The organism is Nostoc sp. (genome assembly GCF_036918015.1).
Classification (GTDB): Bacteria; Cyanobacteriota; Cyanobacteriia; order Cyanobacteriales; family Nostocaceae; genus Nostoc.
Window position 1 is genome coordinate 1 of record NZ_JBALEO010000033.1, and the last position, 22,467, is coordinate 22,467.

General features: G+C 40.7%; 13 protein-coding genes. 2 read left to right on the top strand and 11 right to left on the bottom strand.

From position 1 onward, the window contains the following. Positions 1 to 471: 471 nt before the first annotated feature. Both V7K61_RS07830 and V7K61_RS07835 read left to right on the top strand, forming a co-directional pair. Positions 472 to 1,305: a gasdermin gene (locus V7K61_RS07830; protein WP_442936299.1), complete on the top strand. Its 834-nt coding sequence runs from the start codon at positions 472 to 474 to the stop codon at positions 1,303 to 1,305. Between the two features lie 752 nt (positions 1,306 to 2,057). Beyond that, positions 2,058 to 4,961 carry an NACHT domain-containing protein gene (locus V7K61_RS07835; RefSeq protein ID WP_335052460.1) on the top strand — a complete coding sequence of 968 codons (2,904 nt, stop codon included), beginning with the start codon at positions 2,058 to 2,060 and terminating at the stop codon, positions 4,959 to 4,961. Positions 4,962 to 5,135: 174 nt separating this feature from the next. Here V7K61_RS07835 and V7K61_RS07840 read toward each other — a convergent pair whose 3' ends face one another. The 11 genes from V7K61_RS07840 to V7K61_RS07890 all read right to left on the bottom strand — a co-directional run bounded on the left by V7K61_RS07840 (position 5,136) and on the right by V7K61_RS07890 (position 22,277). After that, positions 5,136 to 5,378: a GUN4 domain-containing protein gene (locus V7K61_RS07840; protein ID WP_335052462.1), complete on the bottom strand. Its 243-nt coding sequence runs from the start codon at positions 5,376 to 5,378 to the stop codon at positions 5,136 to 5,138. Further along, entirely contained in the window at positions 5,368 to 6,024 is a 657-nt protein-coding gene (locus V7K61_RS07845) for a CHAT domain-containing protein (RefSeq protein WP_335052464.1), read from the bottom strand. Before V7K61_RS07845 ends, V7K61_RS07840 begins: the two co-directional genes overlap by 11 nt. Before the next feature lie 178 nt (positions 6,025 to 6,202). Beyond that, positions 6,203 to 7,804 (bottom strand): caspase family protein, encoded by a 1,602-nt coding sequence (locus V7K61_RS07850; protein ID WP_335052466.1) that lies wholly within the window; start codon positions 7,802 to 7,804, stop codon positions 6,203 to 6,205. Positions 7,805 to 7,905: 101 nt separating this feature from the next. Beyond that, positions 7,906 to 9,282, bottom strand: coding sequence for a hypothetical protein (locus V7K61_RS07855; RefSeq protein ID WP_335052468.1), 1,377 nt, complete (start codon positions 9,280 to 9,282; stop codon positions 7,906 to 7,908). Positions 9,283 to 9,480: 198 nt separating this feature from the next. Next, complete coding sequence (locus V7K61_RS07860; protein ID WP_335052470.1) at positions 9,481 to 11,094, bottom strand: CHAT domain-containing protein; 1,614 nt, start codon at positions 11,092 to 11,094, stop codon at positions 9,481 to 9,483. Between the two features lie 16 nt (positions 11,095 to 11,110). Then, positions 11,111 to 12,544 (bottom strand): lipase/acyltransferase domain-containing protein, encoded by a 1,434-nt coding sequence (locus tag V7K61_RS07865; RefSeq protein WP_335052472.1) that lies wholly within the window; start codon positions 12,542 to 12,544, stop codon positions 11,111 to 11,113. A gap of 14 nt (positions 12,545 to 12,558) precedes the next feature. After that, a complete protein-coding gene (locus V7K61_RS07870; protein ID WP_335052474.1) occupies positions 12,559 to 16,176 on the bottom strand; it encodes a caspase family protein in 3,618 nt (1,205 codons plus the stop codon). 137 nt (positions 16,177 to 16,313) lie between these two features. Beyond that, positions 16,314 to 18,494 carry a caspase family protein gene (locus V7K61_RS07875; RefSeq protein ID WP_335052477.1) on the bottom strand — a complete coding sequence of 727 codons (2,181 nt, stop codon included), beginning with the start codon at positions 18,492 to 18,494 and terminating at the stop codon, positions 16,314 to 16,316. Between the two features lie 156 nt (positions 18,495 to 18,650). After that, on the bottom strand, positions 18,651 to 19,568 hold the full coding sequence (locus tag V7K61_RS07880; RefSeq protein WP_335052479.1) for a peptidoglycan-binding protein: 918 nt from the start codon (positions 19,566 to 19,568) through the stop codon (positions 18,651 to 18,653). A 361-nt stretch (positions 19,569 to 19,929) separates the two neighbouring features. Then, entirely contained in the window at positions 19,930 to 20,799 is an 870-nt protein-coding gene (locus V7K61_RS07885) for a glycoside hydrolase family protein (protein WP_335052482.1), read from the bottom strand. A gap of 653 nt (positions 20,800 to 21,452) precedes the next feature. Continuing rightward, a complete protein-coding gene (locus V7K61_RS07890) occupies positions 21,453 to 22,277 on the bottom strand; it encodes an IS5 family transposase (RefSeq protein ID WP_335052485.1) in 825 nt (274 codons plus the stop codon). Positions 22,278 to 22,467: the final 190 nt, after the last annotated feature.

The following is a 22,467-nucleotide window of genomic DNA, read 5'->3' on the forward strand; positions in this document are numbered from 1 at the left end:
TTACTGGGGTGCTTGTGATTACAGGCATCCCTTTATTTTTTGCCCACCCTCTCACTTACTGATCGCTCACCTTTAGTCTAAAGTCCAGTTATAAACTTTCTCCACGACTTACTTATAGGGAATAAGTCTTTCTAGATTATTCCGTTTCTGATAATTCTGTATTGAGCAGCGCACAAAAATTTACGATCGCTCTGTTGCATTGATTAAAAATAAGCAGTAATTTCACTGTAGCCTTCCTCAAGTCAATTGTGACCGCCTTGCTCTGAAGCAGACTGTAACTACTATCAGCCCAACTATGTATTTACAAGAAAATTCATAATTGAAGAGGTTTAATACTGCTAAACTTGTAAAATATTTTATCTGAGTTAATCAAAACTCTGGTATCTTTATCTTGAAGTTATTCCTCTTTGGGGAATAGTCAAATTGAAATTTAGAATTTTGGTGATAAAACTATATTAAGGATTGTCAAACATGGCAACTTGCACAGACCAAGCAATTGACCACCTAAACGAACTTGGATATAACGCAATTAAACTTCCGAGAGAGGGAATCACCCCATTAACTATTTTATCCCGCGATCCTAAAACTTCAATTTCAAGTATTTATGGTAATGTTACAGATATAATCGCCAATCCCATTCCATCTCTTCCCAAAGTTTTTGAAAATCTTCAAGCTGGAACAATCAGTGGATTGAGAACAAATAAGTTAGAGTTGAAGTTTGGTATTTCCATTCTCAACGATCTCTTATCTGCATTGGGTGGAAAAAGCGCAGGTATAGAATCACTTTTTGGAAAAGCTTCTAGAATCGAGTTTGAATATGAAAACGTTCAGTACGACACTGTTATGCCTGCTTCTGTTACTAAATTCTTGAGGGGAGCGAGTCTTTCAATTGATCAAGACTTTATTCCTCAATTTAATGAACAAGGTGAAGCTTACATCATTATAGATGTTCTTAAATCTAACTCTTTTGGTATTAGACTTTATCAGGACAGTGAACGAGGAATAGACATTAATCTCGATGCTATTAAAAATGTAGTTGGATTAAATTCAAAAATTTCTGTGGAAAAAAAGGTAGATACAAAAATTTCCTTTAATGGCAGCCAAGCCCTCGGTTTCGGCTTCAAAGCTTGTCCAATTTGGGTGGAGACTGTTGGTGGAGTTTCAAAATTTAGGTTGAATCCGAATACAAACCAAGGTGTAGCCCTCAGAGGTTCCACAGAATCTTCCACTGAACCAACTTTAGATGATGAAAATGAGTTAACGCCAGTTTTAATTGCTCCCAATCAATTGATAGAATTGGCATAAACCGAAATCGACAATAGCAATCTCTTGCTGTTCACTTGAATTATTTGAGTAATGCCACAGTAAGAATTGCTTGAGATTGTCTAGTAGAGTTTTTCGATTGAATAGGTAGAGAAAAAAGTAAAGGATGAATTTAAATCCTTTCTCTTTAACCGAAAGTACTAATTTTCTTCTTAAAAAACTCGATTGCAATTATTACCTGATTATGCAATCTTTCAAATCATGGTTGAAGAAAAATAGATACATATTTTCCACTAGCAGAACCAATTGGCACGACTTCAAATTGCTTTGAAGGGTATGTTTCTTTAAGGATTTTTTTTAAATGGTTAGCTGCATTAATATTTTGTGGTAAGCAACGAATTTCAGTTACAGGCGGGTTAATTTTTGGATAATTATACGTTTAAAAAAAATTATTATCCTTTTTGTTTAGTTGTACATTTACTTTAAACTCAGGAGTGTTAAATATTCGTTTAATATTATTAGCTTCTGTCTCTAAATCTGTCCTATTCAACCGTCATCTATTTTGCTAACCTCTTTATCTAAGTCTAATCTAGCAGTTCCTGGAGGATTTGCGGCGAGGAATAGAATTTTCATAGGGCAAGCGGGTATCAGTAAAAATTTAGACCACCCATGATTTACAGTTTAATCTTTAGAACACCGATCCTGTCAGATTTGTTTTTGTAGGGAAAATTGCGTAATTATGCTTGTACTTTATGAAAATAATATTATGAGATTACATAAAAACGTGAAAAGCAATGCCAAAAATCCTGATTCTGTCCTCTAATCCGAGACGAGATCTGGATCTCAATCGAGAAATCGCGGATTTGACCTCGGCGCTACAGCGTTTGGGAACGTTTGAACTCAGGTTTGGGTTTGAGGTTCGTTCTCAGGAGTTACAGGAACTACTTGCAGAACATAGTCCACGGATTGTTCACTTTTGTGGGCATGGAGCAGGAGAGCAAGGGTTACTTTTCCAAGATGAGAATGGACGGGAACAGCTTATTAGCACTGAGATACTGACTCGAATATTCAAAACTTTTTCAGATGAGATTAACTGTTTGGTGCTGAATGCTTGCGACAGCAATCACCAGGCAGAAGCGATTGTGGAAAATATTAACTATGTGATTGGCATGAGTCAGCCCATCCTCGATAAAGCTGCCCTTCTCTTTTCAGTGGGCTTCTATAAAGGGTTAGCAGCGGGAAAGTTGATCGAGCAAGCGTATGAAATGGGTTGTATCGCAATTCAGATATGGAGTGAAACCAATTCCCAATCTACTCAATCTAGGCAGTATCGCAAGCTTGAATATGCTGGAAAGGTTGGACAACCCGCACAACCTGATCTGGCAGAATATCTGAAGCCAGTATTACTGAAAAAGAGCGAATTATTCTCCTCTAACGTAGCTGGGAGCGGCTCAGTTCCAAAGTTTCCTTCTTTGCCAGCAGCGTCCAAGCCTCCACAGGAATTTGTTGAATACGTTCAACAAGAAGCTGAACGCAAGGAATACAAAGATAATGCAAGAGCGGCTTATGACAATTTTGGGCAGTTTTCGGCTCAAAATGCCGCTTCTCTGACGAAATCGGAGTATGAGCAGCGCAAGATTGTATTAAAAAAGGTGAAGTCGTTCTGGATTGAAGGATTTCTCAAGCCTTCCCTTCAGGGTAATGCTGCTATTAGCCTTGACATGAAAGCTCGTCCAGACGCAATCGCCGATCTATCTCAGGGAATTGAGGCATTGTCTGTAGAACTGGATACATCCTATGAAAAGTTACGAGACACGCAAATTTATGAGGAAATTGGGCAAGGTGGGACGCTGTTGATTTTAGGATCTCCGGGAGCCGGAAAGACAATCGCTCTCTTGCAACTGGCACAACGCCTGATAGAACGCAGTGAACAAAATCTGAGTTTACCGATGCCTGTCGTGTTTAATCTGTCTTCTTGGGCGAAGGATCAAAACTCAATTGTCGATTGGTTGATTGATGAACTGGTAGAAAAATATCAGATCCCCAAGTCATTGAGTGAGCCTTGGATAAAGCAACAACAGCTGATTTTATTGCTAGATGGGCTGGATGAAGTCAAAGAAGACCATCGCAACGATTGTGTTCGTGCCTTGAACAAGTTTATCGGGCTATTTCCCCAGACTGAGGTGGCGGTTTGTAGCAGGGTGCGAGATTATGAAGCACTGACAGAACGCTTACAGATCAGCAGTGCCCTTTGCCTGCAACCCCTCTCACCAGAGCAGGTGTATCAGTCTTTAGACAGCGTTGGTGGTTCTCTGGCTGGCTTAAAAACACTGTTAAAAAGAGATGCGGAACTAGAGCAGTTTGCTCAAACCCCCCTGATTTTGAACCTGATGAGTGTGGCATACCAAGGGTGGTCAGTGAAAAAGTTGATGGATGAACTCCACTCAAAGGAAAAGCGAAACCAACATCTATTTGATACCTATATTGAGCGCAGGCTAGAGCGAGGCACTACTTTAGAATTTAACAAGAAGGATGTGCTGCGTTGGCTGAACTGGTTGGCAAGCCAGATGGTGCAGGAAAAACAAACAATCTTTTTGATTGAGAAAATGCAGCCAACCTGGTTACAGAATCAAAGTGAGGAAATAGCTTATCGCATTAGAAACTTTATGATTGCTGGGCTGAGTGTTGGGCTGATTGCTGGGCTGAGTTTTGGGCTGAATTTTGGGGTGATTCTTCTACAGGATGTTGGGCTGAGTGCCGGAGTGAAGATTGTGCTGATTGCCGGAGTGAAGACTGGGCTGATTGCCGGAGTGGGGATTGGGCTGATTGCTGGGCTGATTGCTGGGCTATCAAAAGAAATATTGCCCTTAGAGAAACTCAGTTGGTCATGGCAAAGGGCTAAGTCTAGATTGATGCGCGAATTTTTTACTGGCTTCATTTGTGGGCTGGGTGTTGGGCTGGGTGTTGGGCTGGTTCCTAGGCTGGATCCTGGGCTGGATTTTAGGCAGATTTTTATTTATGGGCTGAATTTTGGGGTGATTTTTGGGCTGGGTAGCGGACTGGGTGGGACTGAGGTAGAGCAGCAAACAGTTCCAAATCAGGGCATTCACAATTCTCGTAACAACTGCCTCATTATCGGATTGGGGATTGGGCTGATTGCTGGGCTGATTGATGGACTGAGTTTTTATCTGAAAATTACTGTGGATTGGAGTTCTTATCTGCATCAGGTGATTGGGTATAACTTGTGTTTTGGGCTGAACTTTGGGCTAATTGCTGGGCTGAAGTACGGTGGAGCAGCCTGTATTCAACATTTCACTCTGCGCCAGATGCTTCACAAGAAGAATCGCATTCCCTGGAACTATGCAAAATTCCTTGACTTCGCTTCAGACCGTCTCCTGATGAAAAAAGTCGGGGGTGGCTATCTCTTTTTCCACCGGATGCTTTTGGAGCATTTTGCTCAAATGGATCGATCTAGAGTACCCGTTCCCGTAATTCCAGAATCAACTTCTCAATCTATTGCTAAGACTAATCCACGCACTAATTTTAATTCAAGGAGTGCTGGCAATATTAGTAATACTGCGCCTCCGCCTTCTAATCCAATCCAAAATCGAATTGTTTGTAGCAATTGTGGTCAGAATAATTCGAGTGATAGCAAGTTTTGTACCAAGTGTGGGAGACAACTAATTAAACATCCTTAGTCATTGTCGGGCGCATCTAGCGGTTGGCAGGGGGGCGCTGACTAATGGTGAAGCGGGGATACTCCCAGTCTTGGGATATGGTGATCGTGGGTTGCATAGATCAATTGGTGTTGAATTGATTGGTGAGGGCGATTCTTTGTGTAGTGACTTCTTTGATGCAGTACAGGTAGAAGTTTATGACCGTGAAGGGATAGGATTAGTTGAACTTTGAGTAGAACGGCTATTGCTATGGGTTTTCCACAAGTTATCGATAGTTTTCAAATCTTCATAGGGGAATTTTTGAATATCTTCTACATCCAGGTATTGTTTAGCCTCACAGTCTGCAATCGTCAGCATGATAGTAAACGTTTCTTGATGGGCTTCCTTCCAAAGTCCTGTTTTCAAAAGGTCTTTCAATCTGGTGTAGTCAAAGGTCAAGTCTTTTTCTCTTTAAAACTGGCTTCAAATGTTCCTCAATGGTGCGACTTTCACCAACTACATCAACTGGTATTAATTTCCGATCGCCTGTTGTATTCTGATCTATAGCGGTTTGAATAGCAACACAACCTAGCTCGTAGGCAAATTCAACCGACCTTCCTGCCCCAAGAGTATCATAAAAGCCAACTGCAAATGCGATCGCCGCATCATCTCGAATTTCCTGATTCATGCCAATAACATAGTTAATGTGCTGCACAATTGCATCTGCTTGCACCTCAGAATAGCAAGCATTTAACAATACACATTCAACACTATTAGCAAAAAGCTGAAATAAGCTCGACAGCGCTTCGCTACTAACCAATTTTGGCAGACCAGTTACATCTTCCAAAACTAGCCCTGATTGTCCTTCTCCATGACCGCAGAAATGAACAATCTGAGGTTCAATGTCGAGTAAAGCGCGTCGGATGTCAATTGGACGGGCAGCAACTCTAATTTCCACTTTAAACTGCTCACGAAAACGCGATCGCCGAATCGCTTCTTCAACATCCCGTATTTCCTGCTCTAAGCGTAATTGAGAAGTAGCAGGAGGGTTAGCCGCAATAATTAAAATTTTTTTCATTTTTGGATTCAGTATGATTTTAGTCATTTTATTTAACTTAAATACTACACTTTCGCCTCAATCATCATTGAAAAATAAATTATACATTTACAACAGAATTCACGAGCCTGAATTCATAATTTAGAAATTCAACAGACCTGAAACCAGGTTTTGAAACTGAGAATGTGTTCTTGACCAAAATTACATCAGCTATATATAATGTTGTCTAATTTGGAAAAAATTTATTACTGAAACTATATCGAATCACTTTCATCTCGATCTTTTCTAAGTCATGACTTTCAATAGTATCGATCTGAGCGCCATAGGCGTCAGGAGATGCAGGAAAAAGAAAAAAGCGAAGTCTTTTGGGTGACGAGAAGAAACGCATCTCACGTATACCAAGCTTTCCTTGTGGTACGAATAAATAGCTAAGTTTTGTCTCTCCAGGCTTTAATCCATCTAAAGTAACATTCTCATCATCCCAAAGTGTTTCTATTTGAAAACGACCCGTTTCATCAAATCCAACTAAATAAACATGAAGCACTGCTTGAGTAGGATTCTTTATTTCAAATCGGCCAAAAGATTTAGGTTCTATTAGGTATCCTTGAGTCTCACCAAGAGGCTGTTCTTTAGCCACTTGAAGTTGCTCTTTGTCTTGACCCTTTAGAATAGTAATCTCAAGCGGGAACTCAGACTCTGAAATTGAAAGTACGGGTATCCAGCAAGGAAGACGAATTTGAATTTTCATGAGATCGTTACTTGAGAGTGGAATTTGTGATTGGCTCAAATCGAGACTACAAAGCTCATTAATGACCTCAGTTACCCGTTTAAAGTTTGCTTGTGCAAATCTCAACTTATACTCCAGATAAAGAGCTTCCGGGCTAGATGGTCTAAGCAAGATAACTTGTTCAGCAAGCTCTTTAAAGAGAGTAAACTTACCTGTTTTGAGTGCTGAAAAAGCCCTAGCTTTAAGTGCATCAAAACTTTGGTTTCGCAGTGAAATCACCATTTCGCCTCGGTCATCATGATAAAATGAGCCGAAATCTGGTGTTTGTGCTGACCCAGATGCTTGACCAACCTTTTGGTGGATAAATAAACCGAGTTCTGATGATGTAATTAATCCGTTACCATCCAAGTCAGCTGCGCCCCAATTAAAACCATTAATCAAGGTTCCGGTAAACAGGGAATGACCGGGAATAGGCCCACCATCGAGTGCAGGTTGTTCGCGCTGAGCCGATGTAATAACTTTACGGCTTCTTCGACTGCTAATATCTTTGTGGTAACGCACGGTATCCCGAAAGCTTTTCGCTGCTTCACCCAATGCAAAACCACTGTGGCAAGAATCGAGAATCACCAGGATATGTCTAGCTGGAAGTTCAGCAATTTCTTGTAACCAATGACTAATCCGAATATAGTCACCCCAGTACTCTTTAGAGTCAGGTCTGCGTGCATCTACAGGGACAATAAAACCTGTCTCTGATAATTCGTCAACACGAGTGTGGCCATGACCGGCAAAAAACAGTATAAGACTGTCGTCTTCTTGTAAGACATCACGTAACTGCTCCTCAATCAGTGATTCAATAGCAGATTTAGTTGCAGCACTATCGAGCAGAGGAGGGATAGGTGTAAAAAATCCAAGTTTATCTATGAGGGTTTGTTGAAATCCGATCGCATCTTGAACAGCATTCTTGAGTTTTTGCCAGTGAATATACTCGTTGATGCCAATTACCACTACAAGCGATCGCCCTTGCTCGACAGGTTCAATTTCAGTGAGAACAGGTATAAGCTTGCGTTGGAGATCAGAGTTTTCGTTTGTTGGGTTAGTCATAGTGCTGTGGTTGACTTGAATTAGAAGGTTGCTTTGGGATTCTTCAAAACAAGATGAAAGCGATCGCTCTCTACTTTACCAGCATCAAATAACTGTTGCTTTTATGGCTTTGATCCTGGAAGATTACTCAAGCTACGACTCGCAACATCAGCACTAAGTCCCCACAGAATCAGTCCTAAATAATCGGCAAAAGGTCTAGCACCGAAAGTCGTGCCATTCTCTATATAAAGAGAGCTGATGCCCGCAGCCGATAAGCCAACAAGCAAAGTTAGAGATAGTAGCGGACGCACCACCCAGAAAGTTGCTTCAGCACGAACCTGATCGGACACACCAGAAAGATTAACCAAAAGCTGTTGGAGTTTACCTAATGGACTGGGTGTAGTCTTTGGTTCCCCAGTCGGTTGGTTTATGCGATCGCTTGCAACTGTAATCTCTTCTACCGATCGCTTATAGGCTTCAATACTGGAATTTCCTGCTCCTCTAGCACCAATTTTGTCTAAATCTGAACTAATTTCCTCTAATACTTTTTTCGCATCGGCATCTTTTCCCTCAGCAATACGTAGCCGAGCTTGTTTAATTTTTCTTACGTATTCATCTTCGTCCGCAGGAAAATCAGTAGGGGAATTCTGTGCTTGCTCATTAAACTGATCTTCTAGTGCTTGCAGTTTGACTAGGGTTTCGAGGCGATCGCGAATTGTTTGCACTTGAACTGGTACAACATCCAATCGCTCGCGGACTACAAGTGTGCGAACTTCAGTTACCATACCTGCTAATAACTGTTTATTCTCATCTTCTAATTTTGCCCCTGCAATATCTGCTTGCAAACGGTAGACTTCTTCGAGTGCTTTTGCTTGTGGCTCACCGCGCTCCTGCATATACTTGAAAAGTCTGCCCAAAACCACACCAAATAACAGAACAACCAGTGGAAATAGCGGGCCACTCCGAGCGCTTAGGTTAATTGGCAGAGAGAGGCGATCGCTACGATTTTGCAGGGTCAGGTAAACTGCTCCATTATACTGATCGGGAGGTATTACAGAACGCCCAAGGATGAGCGGGATGCTGATAATTTGGTTGGCAGGTAGGGTTTTGATATCTTGAGAAAGAGAAATAGCTTGGTTATTAAGCTGATACCCTGTAAAATCACCTTCTACAACTACTGCTGTGTTGAGAATACTAACAGGAACCAAAGTAGAATTATCAAACCGCAGTTCGCGTTGGTTGATATATGCGCTGGCAGGTAACAGTAGCCGAGCTAAAGCGCAGTCTAGCCACCCTCCACAGTTAACTAGCTGAAGGCGGATTTGCTCAGTTCCCTTCAATGGCAGCAATTTTGGGGCTGGATCAGGCTTTGTTATTGGAGTTACTACTGCTGGTACAGGCTTTTGTTCATTCACTTCAGGCGCAGACTCTGTTTGTGCAAGGACTGGTGCTTGCAGTAGAATAAGAGGTAAAAGCATTGCAGGGAGCCATTGTTTCATCTATCTAACCTTCTTGTTAATACCAATGCAAGCTGTAAGTGTAGAGGTGCAGACGCTTATTGTCAGACATCGCCCTTGCTGCACAGGTCAAGCTCTGTAAATATTGGGTTGAATAAGTGATGTCAGTATCACTTATTTGGTTGATTTATTCAATCATCAGTTTAGGTTATTACTTGAGGTCAACGTCAAAAGTCTTCATCAAGCGGCATCTGTTGCTTGAATTTGCCAAAGCCTGATCTCCAAGTCATCGCCGCCACTAGCCAGAAGATTTCCATTTGGGCTAAAAGCGACAGCACGAACTTCACCCAAATGGCCAGTGAAGGTTTGAAGAATTGTTCCTGTTTTTAAATCCCAAATCTTCACAGTATAATCCGCACTAGCACTAGCAATTTTTGTACCATCTGGACTAATAGCAACACACCAAACACGACCTGCATGACCTTCGAGGATGTGGGGTATCTTCTCTGTTCCAGTGGTTAAATTCCAAAGTTTGATTGCTCTATCTGCTCCGCCACTTACCAATGTTTGACTATCAGGGCTAATTGCCAGCGATGAGACTTCACTGAGATGAGCATGGGCGATGATATGGAGTGGCTGATTAAAATTCTCATTTAATTGCCAAACTTTAATCGTGCTATTGACACTACCACTTACCAAAATTTGTCCATCTGGACTGAAACTCAGGGAAATAACTGGACTGCTATGTGCTTGGAACGTGCGTATCCATTCGCCAGTTTCCAAATGCCATAATGATACTTTGCCATGCTCTGCTCCAGTTGCAAAAATTGGACGTTGGGAGTCTGGGCTAATAGGCAAAGAATGAACAAGGGTAATGGGCTTGGAAGATGCGCGGATGGTATAACGGCAGTCTCCAGTTTTTTTAGTTGTTAGTTGATTTTTATCCCAAGCTTTGACGTTACCATCTGCACTACAACTCAGCAATAGTTGTCCATCAGGGCTGATGCCAACGCCCTTAACTCTATCTCGATGACCTGTTAGTAAATGTAAAAGTTGCCCCGTTTCTACATCCCATAATCTGACTGTTTTATCGTTACTGCTACTTAATATTGTTTTACCATCGGGACTGAAAGCCAGAGAACGAATCCAGTCTGAATGACCAATCAGGGGTTCAAGTTGAGTATTGTTAGACACCGGAGGATTTGCAGATGCAACAATAGTATTGAGGTTCTGTTTTTTCTTCAGTACGGGAATCAAGTGGTCGGGAGAGACTAGAGTTTGCCTATCTTCAGGAGACTGAATTGGGATCAGTTTACGGCTTTGAGGGGAGGGAGAAGAAAGCTCCATCTGAATTGAGTTGCACCCTAGCTCATAGGCATCTTCAACAGTTCTTCCAGCCCCAACGCTATCATAAAATCCTATGGAAAAGGCGATCGCTGCTTCATCCCCAATTTCGCGGCTCATGCCAATCACATAATTAATATGCTGGATAAGTGCATCTGCTTGGACTTCAGAGTAACAGGCGTTCAGCAGGATACACTCTACGTTGTCCGAGAATTGTTTAAATAGTTTTGAAAGTGCATCACTATTGACAAAATGCTCATTACCATGATCATCCTCTAACACTAATCCATCTTCTCCACTGCCATGTCCACAAAAATGAACAATTTGTGGTTTTACCTCCAGCATGGCGCGTCTCAAGTCAATGGGGCGGACTGCTCCTCGTACTTCGATGTCAAATTCATCGCGGTTTGGCGATCGCCTCAGTCCTTCTCGAATATCTCGGATCTCTCGATCCAAATCAAGAACAGACGTTCCTTTGGGATTAGATGCCAGGATCAAGATTCGTTTCATGCTGGATTGCCTACCTCTACCGAACAACTTCAAACAGATCGTGAACAGGAGTTGGGGCTTGATCGCTTAAGTTTTCTGTTTGCACTCTCACTCGATAAAGTCCAGGTTGCAAGTGATCGATTATCAATAGCCAGTCACGTTCTCGTTCCACAAAGTCAAGATTCACAGCAGGTTGTTCATGGGAAACCGATGTGATTTCGGCTTGAAGTTTTCCAAATGAGATTGCCCCCGTTACTCTTGCCCGAATGCTTACAGGTTCATCGGGTAAATACAAATCATCTAAACTGAGACTGATAGCTGCTTGGGGAGCTCTTACATTTGCCAAATCAAACTGACTCAACTCTAGACAGTTGAGTAGGTTTTGTAGCACCTGCTTTTGATTTTGCAATGCGCCATGCTGTTCAGCAATGAAAAAGTTATCAAAGTTCTTTGAGCGCTCTATTGGGATAGCCGAAACTTGGGGAACCGTACCGTCACCATCACTTAAGTCAAATCGATTGTGAAGTATACCTGGCAAATCTTCACTTGCCGTCAGCCTGCCGTTTTCCAGAATGGCAGATTGCAAGGTTGGCTGCTGCACACCAGCGATCGGCACAACAGTAAACGACTGGCGGTACTCCTCAAGTTTAAGGTGTTGTTCTACGGCAGTGTCAATTTCTCGATAAAATGCTAAGGCATCTTGCGCTTTAAGTTTGTCAATGTTAGGGAGTCCGTCAGCTTCCGCAATACGCTTATAGCTTTCTCCAATTTTGACTACTTCGTAGATGGGCAGCAGTTGGTAAATGGAAGTGAGCGATCGCATTACTTCTGTGAGATCGAGAAATTGCTGCTTGTAGCCATTTGCCAAAAAGTTTACGGCTTTGAGAGAACCGCGATAAGGCGTACCAAAGGTGAATAAGGCACGAGAATCACGCCAACCTTCTAAGACTTCCAGGTAATAGCGAGAGACTAAACCTCCCATACTATGAGCCATCAAAATCACTTTAGCGTCAGAAGCTCCACTAGCTTCACGCCAACGTTTTAGCCGCTTATCGATCAGTTTTTTCAATATGTGTGCATTAGCCCGATTATCCCGCCGCCAGTCGTAGGGAAACTGGTAGAAGTTGGCTGCTTTATCATCAGGATCGTTATAGATATCGCCTGGAGTTACGTTAAAGTTGTCGGTAATCAAACGTGAAGTTTGAGTGTAACCGTCAATTTTCCAAAATCCCGGAATGAGATGGGTGTCTTGAATCAGTGAAGTTGCTCGAATGCCATCGCCTAAGCTTTCAGCGATCGGATCATCCTGACCTAACTTTAGATTGTGGATTGTATTACTTAAATTAGTTAGTACTTGCCAGATCGCCTGACCTGAGACTGCCCAAAGGTCTTTGCCATCTTTTTGTAAGATGCTTCCCAGAATGCCGGGAAGAATGACGATCATATCTTTCATCGGGGCTTTGTTAGCCATAGTGTTCTTTTATGTTATTGAGGGGAAATTGATTTGCGCGATCGCAAAAACTCTTGTACTTCTTCTTCTTGTCCCAGTGGAGAGCCTCCTTCAAGATAAGTCTCAAAGGCTCGTTCAGCTTCAGTTAAAATTTCTTTTTCAACCATTACCCTAAGTGCCTGACCCAGGTAATAATGTGCTGTTACATTATTAGGAGCTTGTTGAGTAGCAAGACGGAGTTGACTGACAGCATAAGCTGGATCGCGCTTGCTTTCACACAGCACTCTTCCCATCCAGTAACGAGCTTCAGGAAAGGCTTGCGTTTTTGTTTTTAGTTCTGAATTTTGTTCAGAAACTTGGTTTAAAGCAGCTTCTAGCGAGGCAATACTTTTGTCATAGTCTCCAAGTGTGTAGTAGGCAATCCCAAGATTGAGGTGGCTTTCTGGATCAAAACCATTGCGTTGTTCAATCAGTCTTTTCAAAAGGCTGATTGTTTGTTCTATAGGTTCCTGCTTAATTTTGCACAAAAGTTTATTAACTAAATTGTAACGAACAGAATTTTCAAATAGGCGAGTGTCTAAATCAGTGCCTACAGCAAATGGCTGAACTTCAGAGTGTATAGATTTAATCAATTGATTGTAGGTGAGCGTGCCTGTTTTGTCTTCAGACAAGCTTTTAGTAAGATTGTAGGTTAGTACGCCATGAATTGATTTTTGAGCATCATCTCCATAATTTTTCTCGACTGACAAATCTCCCTCATATATTTCATGGCGGATAGAATTTGTATATATGGAGAGACAGCCGATTTTTAGAGAAGTATTCGACAATAATTGAGATGTACGCTCTTTAGATAAATAACGACGCTTCCGTTTTATCTCGCGTTTACTTGGAAGTGGACGTTCATCGGGAAGAACAGATCGACGATACTTTCCTCCTGAAGTTGACATAGACCAACTAGCATCAACAATCGTAACTAGGTTTGTGGCGCGATTACTAATAATTTCCGACAACTCATTTAGCTCGATATCAAATACATTAGGTTCTCTACTATCTACACCAAGAATTGTTAAGTTGTCAGAGTTCCAAGAGCCATGCCCTGCAAAGTAAAACAAAGCAGGTGCTTCATATGATTTTTTAGCTAACTCTTTGAACTCATTTAGAATAATCTTGCAAGTAGCATCTTGGTCGATGAGAACTCTTATATTCTCAGATTTAAAACCGTATTGATCAATCAAAACATTTTTTAAGAAAAGCACATCCTTAATTGCCCCTTCAGCAGCCTTTACATCGCTATTGAAGTAATTCTTTATTCCAACTAATAGAGCATAACGAGTAGAAAAATTAGGGTTTTGGAGTCCTTCTAGTTGAGAAATAAATTCCTGAACTTGAATTGATCCTGTGATACTTGTATAACGCTGAAAACTTTTATATGAATCTGCATAAAGTCTCTCTTGAAATTGAGCAGTACCTAGTTCAAATAGTATGTCAGAATCGCTATACTTACTTTGGCTCAAAGAGAGTTCTAAAACAGTTATAGCCGATTGATATGCGGCTATTTCTAAAAAAGCGTGACCAACATTGTAGTGAAGTATACAAAATGGTATATCTAGATTCTTGATTGCATTTTTATATCGCGTGTTTAAATTATCATAATTTAATGCAGAGTAATTTTTATACCAACTTAAGTCAAAGATATCAGGACAGTAATCTAATCTTGTGGAAAACAGGTTTTTATGGATAATACTATCTACGAATAAGGGTCGTTGTTGTGGGAACTTTGCTTCGACTATCTCTCTGACCTTTGAAAAGACATCGACTGGCTTTGTCTTTTCTGAAGCCTGCTGTAGCTCTTGAGCAAGTGTGTAGCTGAAAAAGCCATAGTTACGATCATCAATATTTTTCTCATAGCTGAACTGCCCTGGAGAAGCTGCTAAAAAAAGTGTGCAGTCTTTTGTCTGCTTAAATAGTTTAACGAGTTCTTCAAATGCGGCACTGATTACTGCATCAATAAAGATTATTTTATGTGCAGTAGGAATAGATATTACTAACTCGTATAGCTTTATGATGCTAATTATATTAATTAAATTTCCTTCTTTGTCGCTCTGAACATCAAAAGCTGCTAAATTCCCTGATATTTCATGCCCACTGAAGTGAATTACTACATTGTCATTAAATTTAACTTGCTTCTGAAGATGGTGAAATGCTTTTAAGATGTTTTCATAAGTTGCCTCAACATCGGCAAGCATTGTGATATTGAAGTTATATTGATTCGACAAAACATCACTTAAGATTTGAATGTCGTTTACGCAACCCTTTAAAGGTCTTAAAGTACCAACCTCTTTCAAGTTAATTTCTCGACCAGAATAATTAATTCCAATCAGTAGAGCATGGCGTTGACCGATCCCTGGCTGTAACCATGAAACTAACTTACTGACCCAAGCAGCTTTATCATCATCAGGTTGCTGAGTTAAAAATGACTCAAGTGCAGATATTGCTTTATCCGGTTCACCTTGCTTTGTGTAGGCAATGCCAAGATAGTAAGCGGCATCAGGTACATTAGCCTTTGTGGCTTTCTCAAACTCCTGAATTGCCTTTACTAAATCCCCGTGCGCCATCCAGGTTAAGCCCAGTTGCAGATAAATTTCTGGAAATCTGTTTCCAGTAATGCGAGATAATCGAAGTGCTTCTTGCAGATGGTAACTGGCAGACTCAAAGCAACTTGGATCGTCGAGCTTCATTCCCAATTGGTAGAGTTGACAACCGATTTCATAATGCTCATGAGCAGAAATTCCAGCTGTGATCGCAATTGGTAGATTACGGTCGAAAGGATTGCTACCAATACAAGGATGCTGCTGATTACCCGTAGCTTTTTGCACGTTCTCACGTACATACTCAAACAGTTCACCCACTGTCACGATTCCATTACGGGGTTTATAATCTGCTGCTCCCCGCATTCCTTCTAACAGATAGTGAGTGAATACACCATGACCTCCACCCCACTTTTTATCCTCGAAAGAAACTTCATTCGCTTCTGCTGAAGTCAGCAAAGCTACACCGCGCCTTGATGTTCCTACCTCTTGCAAGTAGCGGTTTACTACTCCTGAGTTGTTCTCTGCACTTCTGCGGCCAATTCCTCCACCGATCGCCGCACTGTGACAAGTATCCGCAATGATAATTACTCGCTCTGCCAACAAATTCTCCTTTAAAGACAGGTCAACCTCTCGCATTGGAAGTGCCGTTCCAGAAATGTCTCTAGGATCGGTATCGTGGGTTAGCAGGTAAACAATATTGGGGCGATCGATATCTGGTGCGCCATGAGAAGCAAAATAGATCAAGACGATATCTTCACGCGCAGGCTTCTTCAAGAAACTGCGTAAGGCTCGTGTGATGTTAGCAGTGGTTGCATCCTCGTTAATTAACTTGACAATGTGACTTGCTTCAAAGCCACCACCAGAAGGAGTTTGCAGTAGATTTGCGAGTTCTTCTGCATCGCGATCAGCATACTTAAGATTCAGGCTCTCATGCTTATACTTAGAAATGCCAACGATGATTGCCCAGCGATCGACATAAGTTGCGTAAGAAGTGGGCAATTCTACTTGCAAACCGCGATTGTGAGATTCTTCAGATGAATTTATATTTTTTTCTGCTGGCATCACTTAATTCTTAGCTGAGGCAAATTTATTGCTTACATTTCTTAAAATTGGGATTTCCAGCAAAGAAGAAATAAAGACTAATAACTGTCCTATCACCTCTGCTGGAATATCTGACCGTGCTTTAAGCGCTGATTTGGTTACTTAGCAATCGTTAGCAGCACCTGTTTAGTTGTCCATTCAGTGCTAGGAGATGCGGCTACTGTTAACTTACGAGTTTGAGGTTTTTCATCATCAATTGCAGCTAAGATGGCTGCTAAAACATTACCTGCTCGTGTACCACGCCCAAATGGCACAGGTTGATCTAAAGATGGCAGTTCCAAAACCTGGTAGTCTGCTGCGTCCAGTGTCCCGAAGACCTTGACAGTATTTTCTACCTTGTTACCTTTGCCATCAAGAGAAGCCTTTGATGGTATAACTATGTCTTTACCAGGCTCCAAAGTCCAAAACTTCTGATTTTGCGGAAAAATCTTCTCAATCGCCCAGTCAGCTTCCAAGTTTAGCGCTGCAACATTCAGTGTTTGGGAAGAATCATTACGGATAGATAGAAAAATATATTCACCAACTTTGGCTGTTGGTTTGCTTGGATCTGCAAATGGTTTTAATTGATTCTTTTTAGGAATAGGATCGCCTTGATCAAAAGTATCAGAAGTACCCAACCATTCAACTGTCAATTTACCGGATAGCGGAGAGTCTGTATCTGTATTATCTAATTCTGAGGTAGCTTTATACTTTGCAAGATGGACAAGCCGCTTTACAATCGTTGCAGCCGCACCTGAATCATCAATCTTTAAAGGCGGATTGATGTTTTTGAGAGGAATACCGCTACTATCGCAGATTTCGTATTCTCCAAGGTTATTTACAGCAACAATATAATCAATTCCAGCATCATCATCACTACTGACAAAATCTTCTGCCAATTCTACCCACCCATTTCCAGGTAGTGCATTTTTGATAGCTTGGAGCGCAGCATCTTGGCTTTCAAAAATTTCAGGGCGAAGTTTATTAGAAGGTAAGTTTGATTGAGCTAGTTCCTCTGGTGTTGCTTTTTCTTGATAAATTAGGGAAACTTTACGTACAAGATTAATTGATGCTGAAATCTGAACAGCTTGATCTCCCTGTTCAACCTTCTGTTCCTTGCCTTCAATAAGTTCAAGTTTACACACAGATTGAGTACTACCGCGCTGAATAATTCTGGCGATCGCAATTCGATTTTCTTTTTTGGTAAAATCAGTTGTCGTCCGAGGATAAATAGCAAACTCTGCTCCCTTGGAAACGCCATTTGCTTGCCCCACAGCTAGTACAACTTGGTTTTCCATAGTTTCAGCATTCAACTCGACTTGCATTACAGCTACTGTATTTACAGTCTCTCCAAACTCAGTCCCGAAAATTTTACGATTACCCTCACCTAAGAGTACTGGCGTTTGTGTAGGGAACTGGCTGTGAATTTTCGCATTGATGCGCTCAAACAAATCCTTGTATGTTTGCCCAGGATATGGTTGCTTTAAAGTATCTAGTAACCAATAAGTTAATGCACCATTTTTTTCTTTGGTTTCTCGGTTGAAAGGAAACTCAAAGGCAAATTCATTTTGACGACATGCTGCTAAAAGAACATAATCTCTTGACTCAGGTACTCCACCTGCTTTGAGTCCACGAGTTCCTGCGCTTGTTAAAGACTGCCAGGTTGCAGCCAAAACTTCTAGTGGAGCAACAGGTTCAAAGCTATCTTTGAGAGGTTTGTCATCCTCAACATTCATACCTCGGATTTCTGCATCTCCCCGTGTTGCACCACCCGAATGGCAACAGTCCAACACAAGAGTAACAGTAAGTTTTTTATCTACCAACTCTTTCAAGAGTTGAGCAAGTTCCAAATCGCGGAGATATTGCCCTTCTGAGGTGCCGATATCAGTAGGTACTAGTCCTTCATCGATTTCACCAGTTCCTTTAATGTCAGGAAATACTGTTTTTGCTCGTCCGCCATGCCCAGAATATTGGATGTAAACCTGTGCCCCCTGTGGAGCCGTTTCACCTAATTTTCTAAAACTATCTACTATATTTTTGCGAGTGGGTAGTTTTTCTGGAGGTTCCACAAGCTCTTCTTGATCCGGATTTTCAGGATTGATAGAAGCCGTTAGCTTCAAAATCTGAGTTTCTGGAACTTTCCTAGTATCTTTTAGGAAAGCCTCTACATGATTGATATCCCGTACACATCCCCCAAGGCTTTTGTAGCGACTGCCATCTGGTAGTCTATTAGGCATATAGCAATCAATGCCTATTAATAAAGCATATAAGTTTGGTATTTGATTAGTTTCTTCAGCCATTTGGACTCCACAACCTTAATAGTTTTGTTCATGTTAAGAAAGCATTGCTGTGCTAGCAGATGTTCTATGGCTGCATCTTTTAGATTTTCAAGAACATGCGCTAATTCAGCAATGCATTGTTGAATTTCAACTTGCTTTGAATGTCTGCGTAGCAGTTCAAGCTATTAGCTCAAGAGTCTTAGGTCCAACAAGTCCGTCGGCGATCAGATTCTTCTGCTTCTGGAATTCCTTAATTGCTGTGTCTGTCTTAGCTCCAAAGACACCATCCGCTACTGAAATTGCAAAACCTGCCGCTTTCAACTTTTCCTGAAGTTTGCGTACATCAGAACCTTCCATTAGAGGGCGACTGAGCCGCAGAATTCTAGGTGTGCTGTCCCAAGGTGCAATGTCAAATCCCGTTGCAGGCGATCGATTTAAAGCACTCTCAGTTTTAGGTCCCCAGTCGCCATCCTCGCCAATCTTCTCATTCGGATGATTCTTGTTCCAAAGTTGCTGAAAAGCTAGTATTGTTTCCTTCCGCAGGTCTCTAGCACCTTGTCCTCGATAGTCAATGTGTGGTGGATCGCCTGCCAGAGGCTCCCAACCAGTACCTTGTAGAAATGGTAACCAACCATCACGATCGTCAATATCAAGTGCCAAGCCACTTTGGTGATTACTTTTACCTGGTGCAGCTACAGGATTTGGATTTTCTCCCATTTTTTTGGCATTAAACAGCAGCATTTGCTGTGCGAGAGTTCGATAAGCTGAATTAACAACAAGTTTTCTACCTCTTTTTTCAATAGCCTTTTTTAATCCCAGTTTAGCTGCGGGTGGCAAGAAAGGATATGCTGCATCTCCCAACTCGACATCTAGATCGTCAAAACTGACTAAAGCATCTGGGACGATGAGATTGATCTGATAAATTAATTGCTGAGATAATGCATTGAGGACGGAAGTATTTGCTCTAGGAGCATCTTTGAGCAAACCATTAAAACTTGCTTTCGGTGAACTTTCCTCAAATTCATGAATTTCCAGACAAGGTTCAATAACCAAGTTATCCAATTGCTCAAATGTATCGTTGATAGAGTCGCTCATTTTTACCTCTTTATTTATCTAGAAAAGTAAACAATTTACAAGCCAGTATTCTTTGAGTTTCAGCACTGACAATTCCATTTCTCAACCTACTGCTAAAACTGCCTCACTTTCTTGTCCATATTTTTGCCTAAAAATCCATCGGGTTTAATCTCAATCCCAACTGTTTCAAGACCTTTTGAACCTGACGAATATCTTCAATTGAAACTTTGACAGCATCATCTACGAATGACTTAATATTCTTCTAAATTCTTTCATAGTCAGTTTCTACTTGCACTTAATTAATCGTCTTGTTATAAAAAATTTTGTGCAATATAGACAGTTTGAAGATATTTGTAGTTCAGTTTTTCCAAAGTCCATTAGTTCACAAACCTAGAGCTTGTAAAGTTTTTGGCCCTGCATGACCATCAACTGTCAAGCCTTTCTTTTGTTGAAATTGCTTGATTGCTACATCTGTGTCATTTCCAAAATAACCATCAACTTCAACACGAAAACCAGATTTGACTAAGGCTTTCTGAAGTTTGACAACCTCATCCCCTTGAATGAGAGATTGACCGGGTGCAGCCAAACGCAGCACTTTTTGTGGCTCCCAAGCTTTAGCCCATTCCCAAGGCTCGCTTAAAAATAAGGAGCGTTCAGCTCTCCTGCGACGTGATAGACCTAGCAGTGCTTGACCACCAGCTTTGTCCCAGCGCAAAAATTGATCTGCTGCTTCTTGGTACTTGCCTTGATTTAATAGCTCCAAAAGTGTTGATTTGAATAAGGCATTAGCACCTACGTTATAGCTCAAACAAACTAAGGCTGAATGTTGATTGTCATTTATTTCCACTTTGACAGCATTGGCTACCGCAGCTTCAAATTTACTCAATTCTTTTTTGAGCATTTCCTCAGCTTCTGCCTTGGTAATCACCATGCCTTGGTGGACACCTTCTGTAGCCCCCCAACCTATAGTCCAAACGTTAACTGGATCTAGATATGCGTTTAAATACAATCCCTCAAATGATTGCAGTAACCTCAATCCCTCTGAGTTAATTGTTTTTACTGACCCTCGCGGTTCTGGTATACCTCGTGGAACTGCATCGTCCGGTGTAACTGTAAAAGTCTCTGCTTGAGTGAACTGCAAAGCTTCAATCAGCAAGTCCACTTGTCCTTTAGTTTCTGTTACCTTGACAAGGGTCTCGTCTTCCAGTTCTGACAAAGTACCATCTTGAAAGATTTGTAATCGTTTAATCATGTAAATATTTCTAGCTTTTGATTGGGTAATATACTGATAGAACTAGACTCTGCTATTTAGTAACACACTGTATTCAAGTATTATTTCGGATTTTTATAAAAAAATATATTAATAAATCTAACGAAATATATTTAATTTTTGTTAAGTATATTTACTGATATCCAAGTTAATTTACATATTTTTATTTGACATAGCATCATAATCAGCAGGAACAACAGCATAGCTGATTTGCACTCTTCTGATACACATTGCAGGAAAACAATGCGAAAAAGTGGTTCTGGCATTGAATACGTATGGTAGCTACGCAACCAATTGGTCTAGAAACAAATATGGTGCGATCGCTTTTTTAATGACTTTCAGGAGAAGCGATCGCTCAACTGTCTAGAGATGGAGGAAATTAACTCTCTCTGTGCCTAAACTCTAGAACTCTTGCATAAATATTTTGTGGTATAATCAAAGGCTATTTTAATTTCAATTTTGGGACATTAAAATAGTAAGAGGTTATCATTTTCTTCTAGCAAGTATTATCTGACGATGCCTACGGCGGGCTGCGCCTACGCTAGTTAAAAAGATGGCAGCAAACATCATTCCAGTCATTGATTAATACTGAAATTATTTGATTAATTCGATTTTTTATCCAATTTTTACCCGATTTATAGGGCTAATTCGTGGTTATAAATTCCCGCAATTAAATTCGATCTTAACCCAAAACGTCGATGACGATTTCGATATCTATCAGACAAAATTTTAAATATCTTTAGACGACAATTTACGTGTTCAACAACAATTCTTAATCGATTGAGTTCCCGATTGTATTTTTTTTGTTCTTTCGTCAACTTTTTTCCTTTTGGTTTTTTAATTGGTGTTTCACTTAATTGATGAATCTTAGCAATTCCTTGATAGCCTTTATCCGCTATTACTTTCAGTAACTCTCCAAATTTTATCCCACTGCTTTTAAATAGCTTAAAATCATGAATTCTTCCCTGACCATGCCCTAAACAGATGATTTGACTGCTTTTTTGGCGAATTACTACCTGGGTTTTTAAAGTATGTTCTCCTTGTTTTCCACTAAAATATCTTTTTTGGCCTTTCTGAGGCTTTTCAATTGGACTCTCTGTGACATCCATCACAACTAAATCTTCTTGGGATGACATTTTCCATAATTCTTTTTTCCCTGGTAAACGAAACTTTCTTGACTTAATCAAAATATTTTCAATTTTAAAAACTAATCGACAAACCGCAGATTCAGAAAGCCCGAAATCCAACCCAATATGATAATAAGTACGGTACTCTCTCCAGTATTGAAGAACCATTAAAACTTGGTCTTCAATAATTAATTTAGGACGACGACCTGATTTCTTTTTCTTCTGAGCATCAGCTTTAACTAAATCAACCATTAACTCAAAAGTTTGACGACTTACTCCAGCCATGCGCTTAAATTTTCTCGCAGTCAGGTGTTTAGCTTTCTCTATTTTCACTGCTCCTCAAAGTCCTAATCGCAAATTGCCAAATTTTTAATTATACCACAAAACACTTTTGCAAGAGTTCTATTACGAATGTTACTACTGATTCAGCAGCAATTCTCATTTTGAAAAAAAAGAAGATAAAGTTCTCTGTATAAACAAGAGAACTTCTCTCTAATTATCATTTTTTTTGAAAGATAATCAT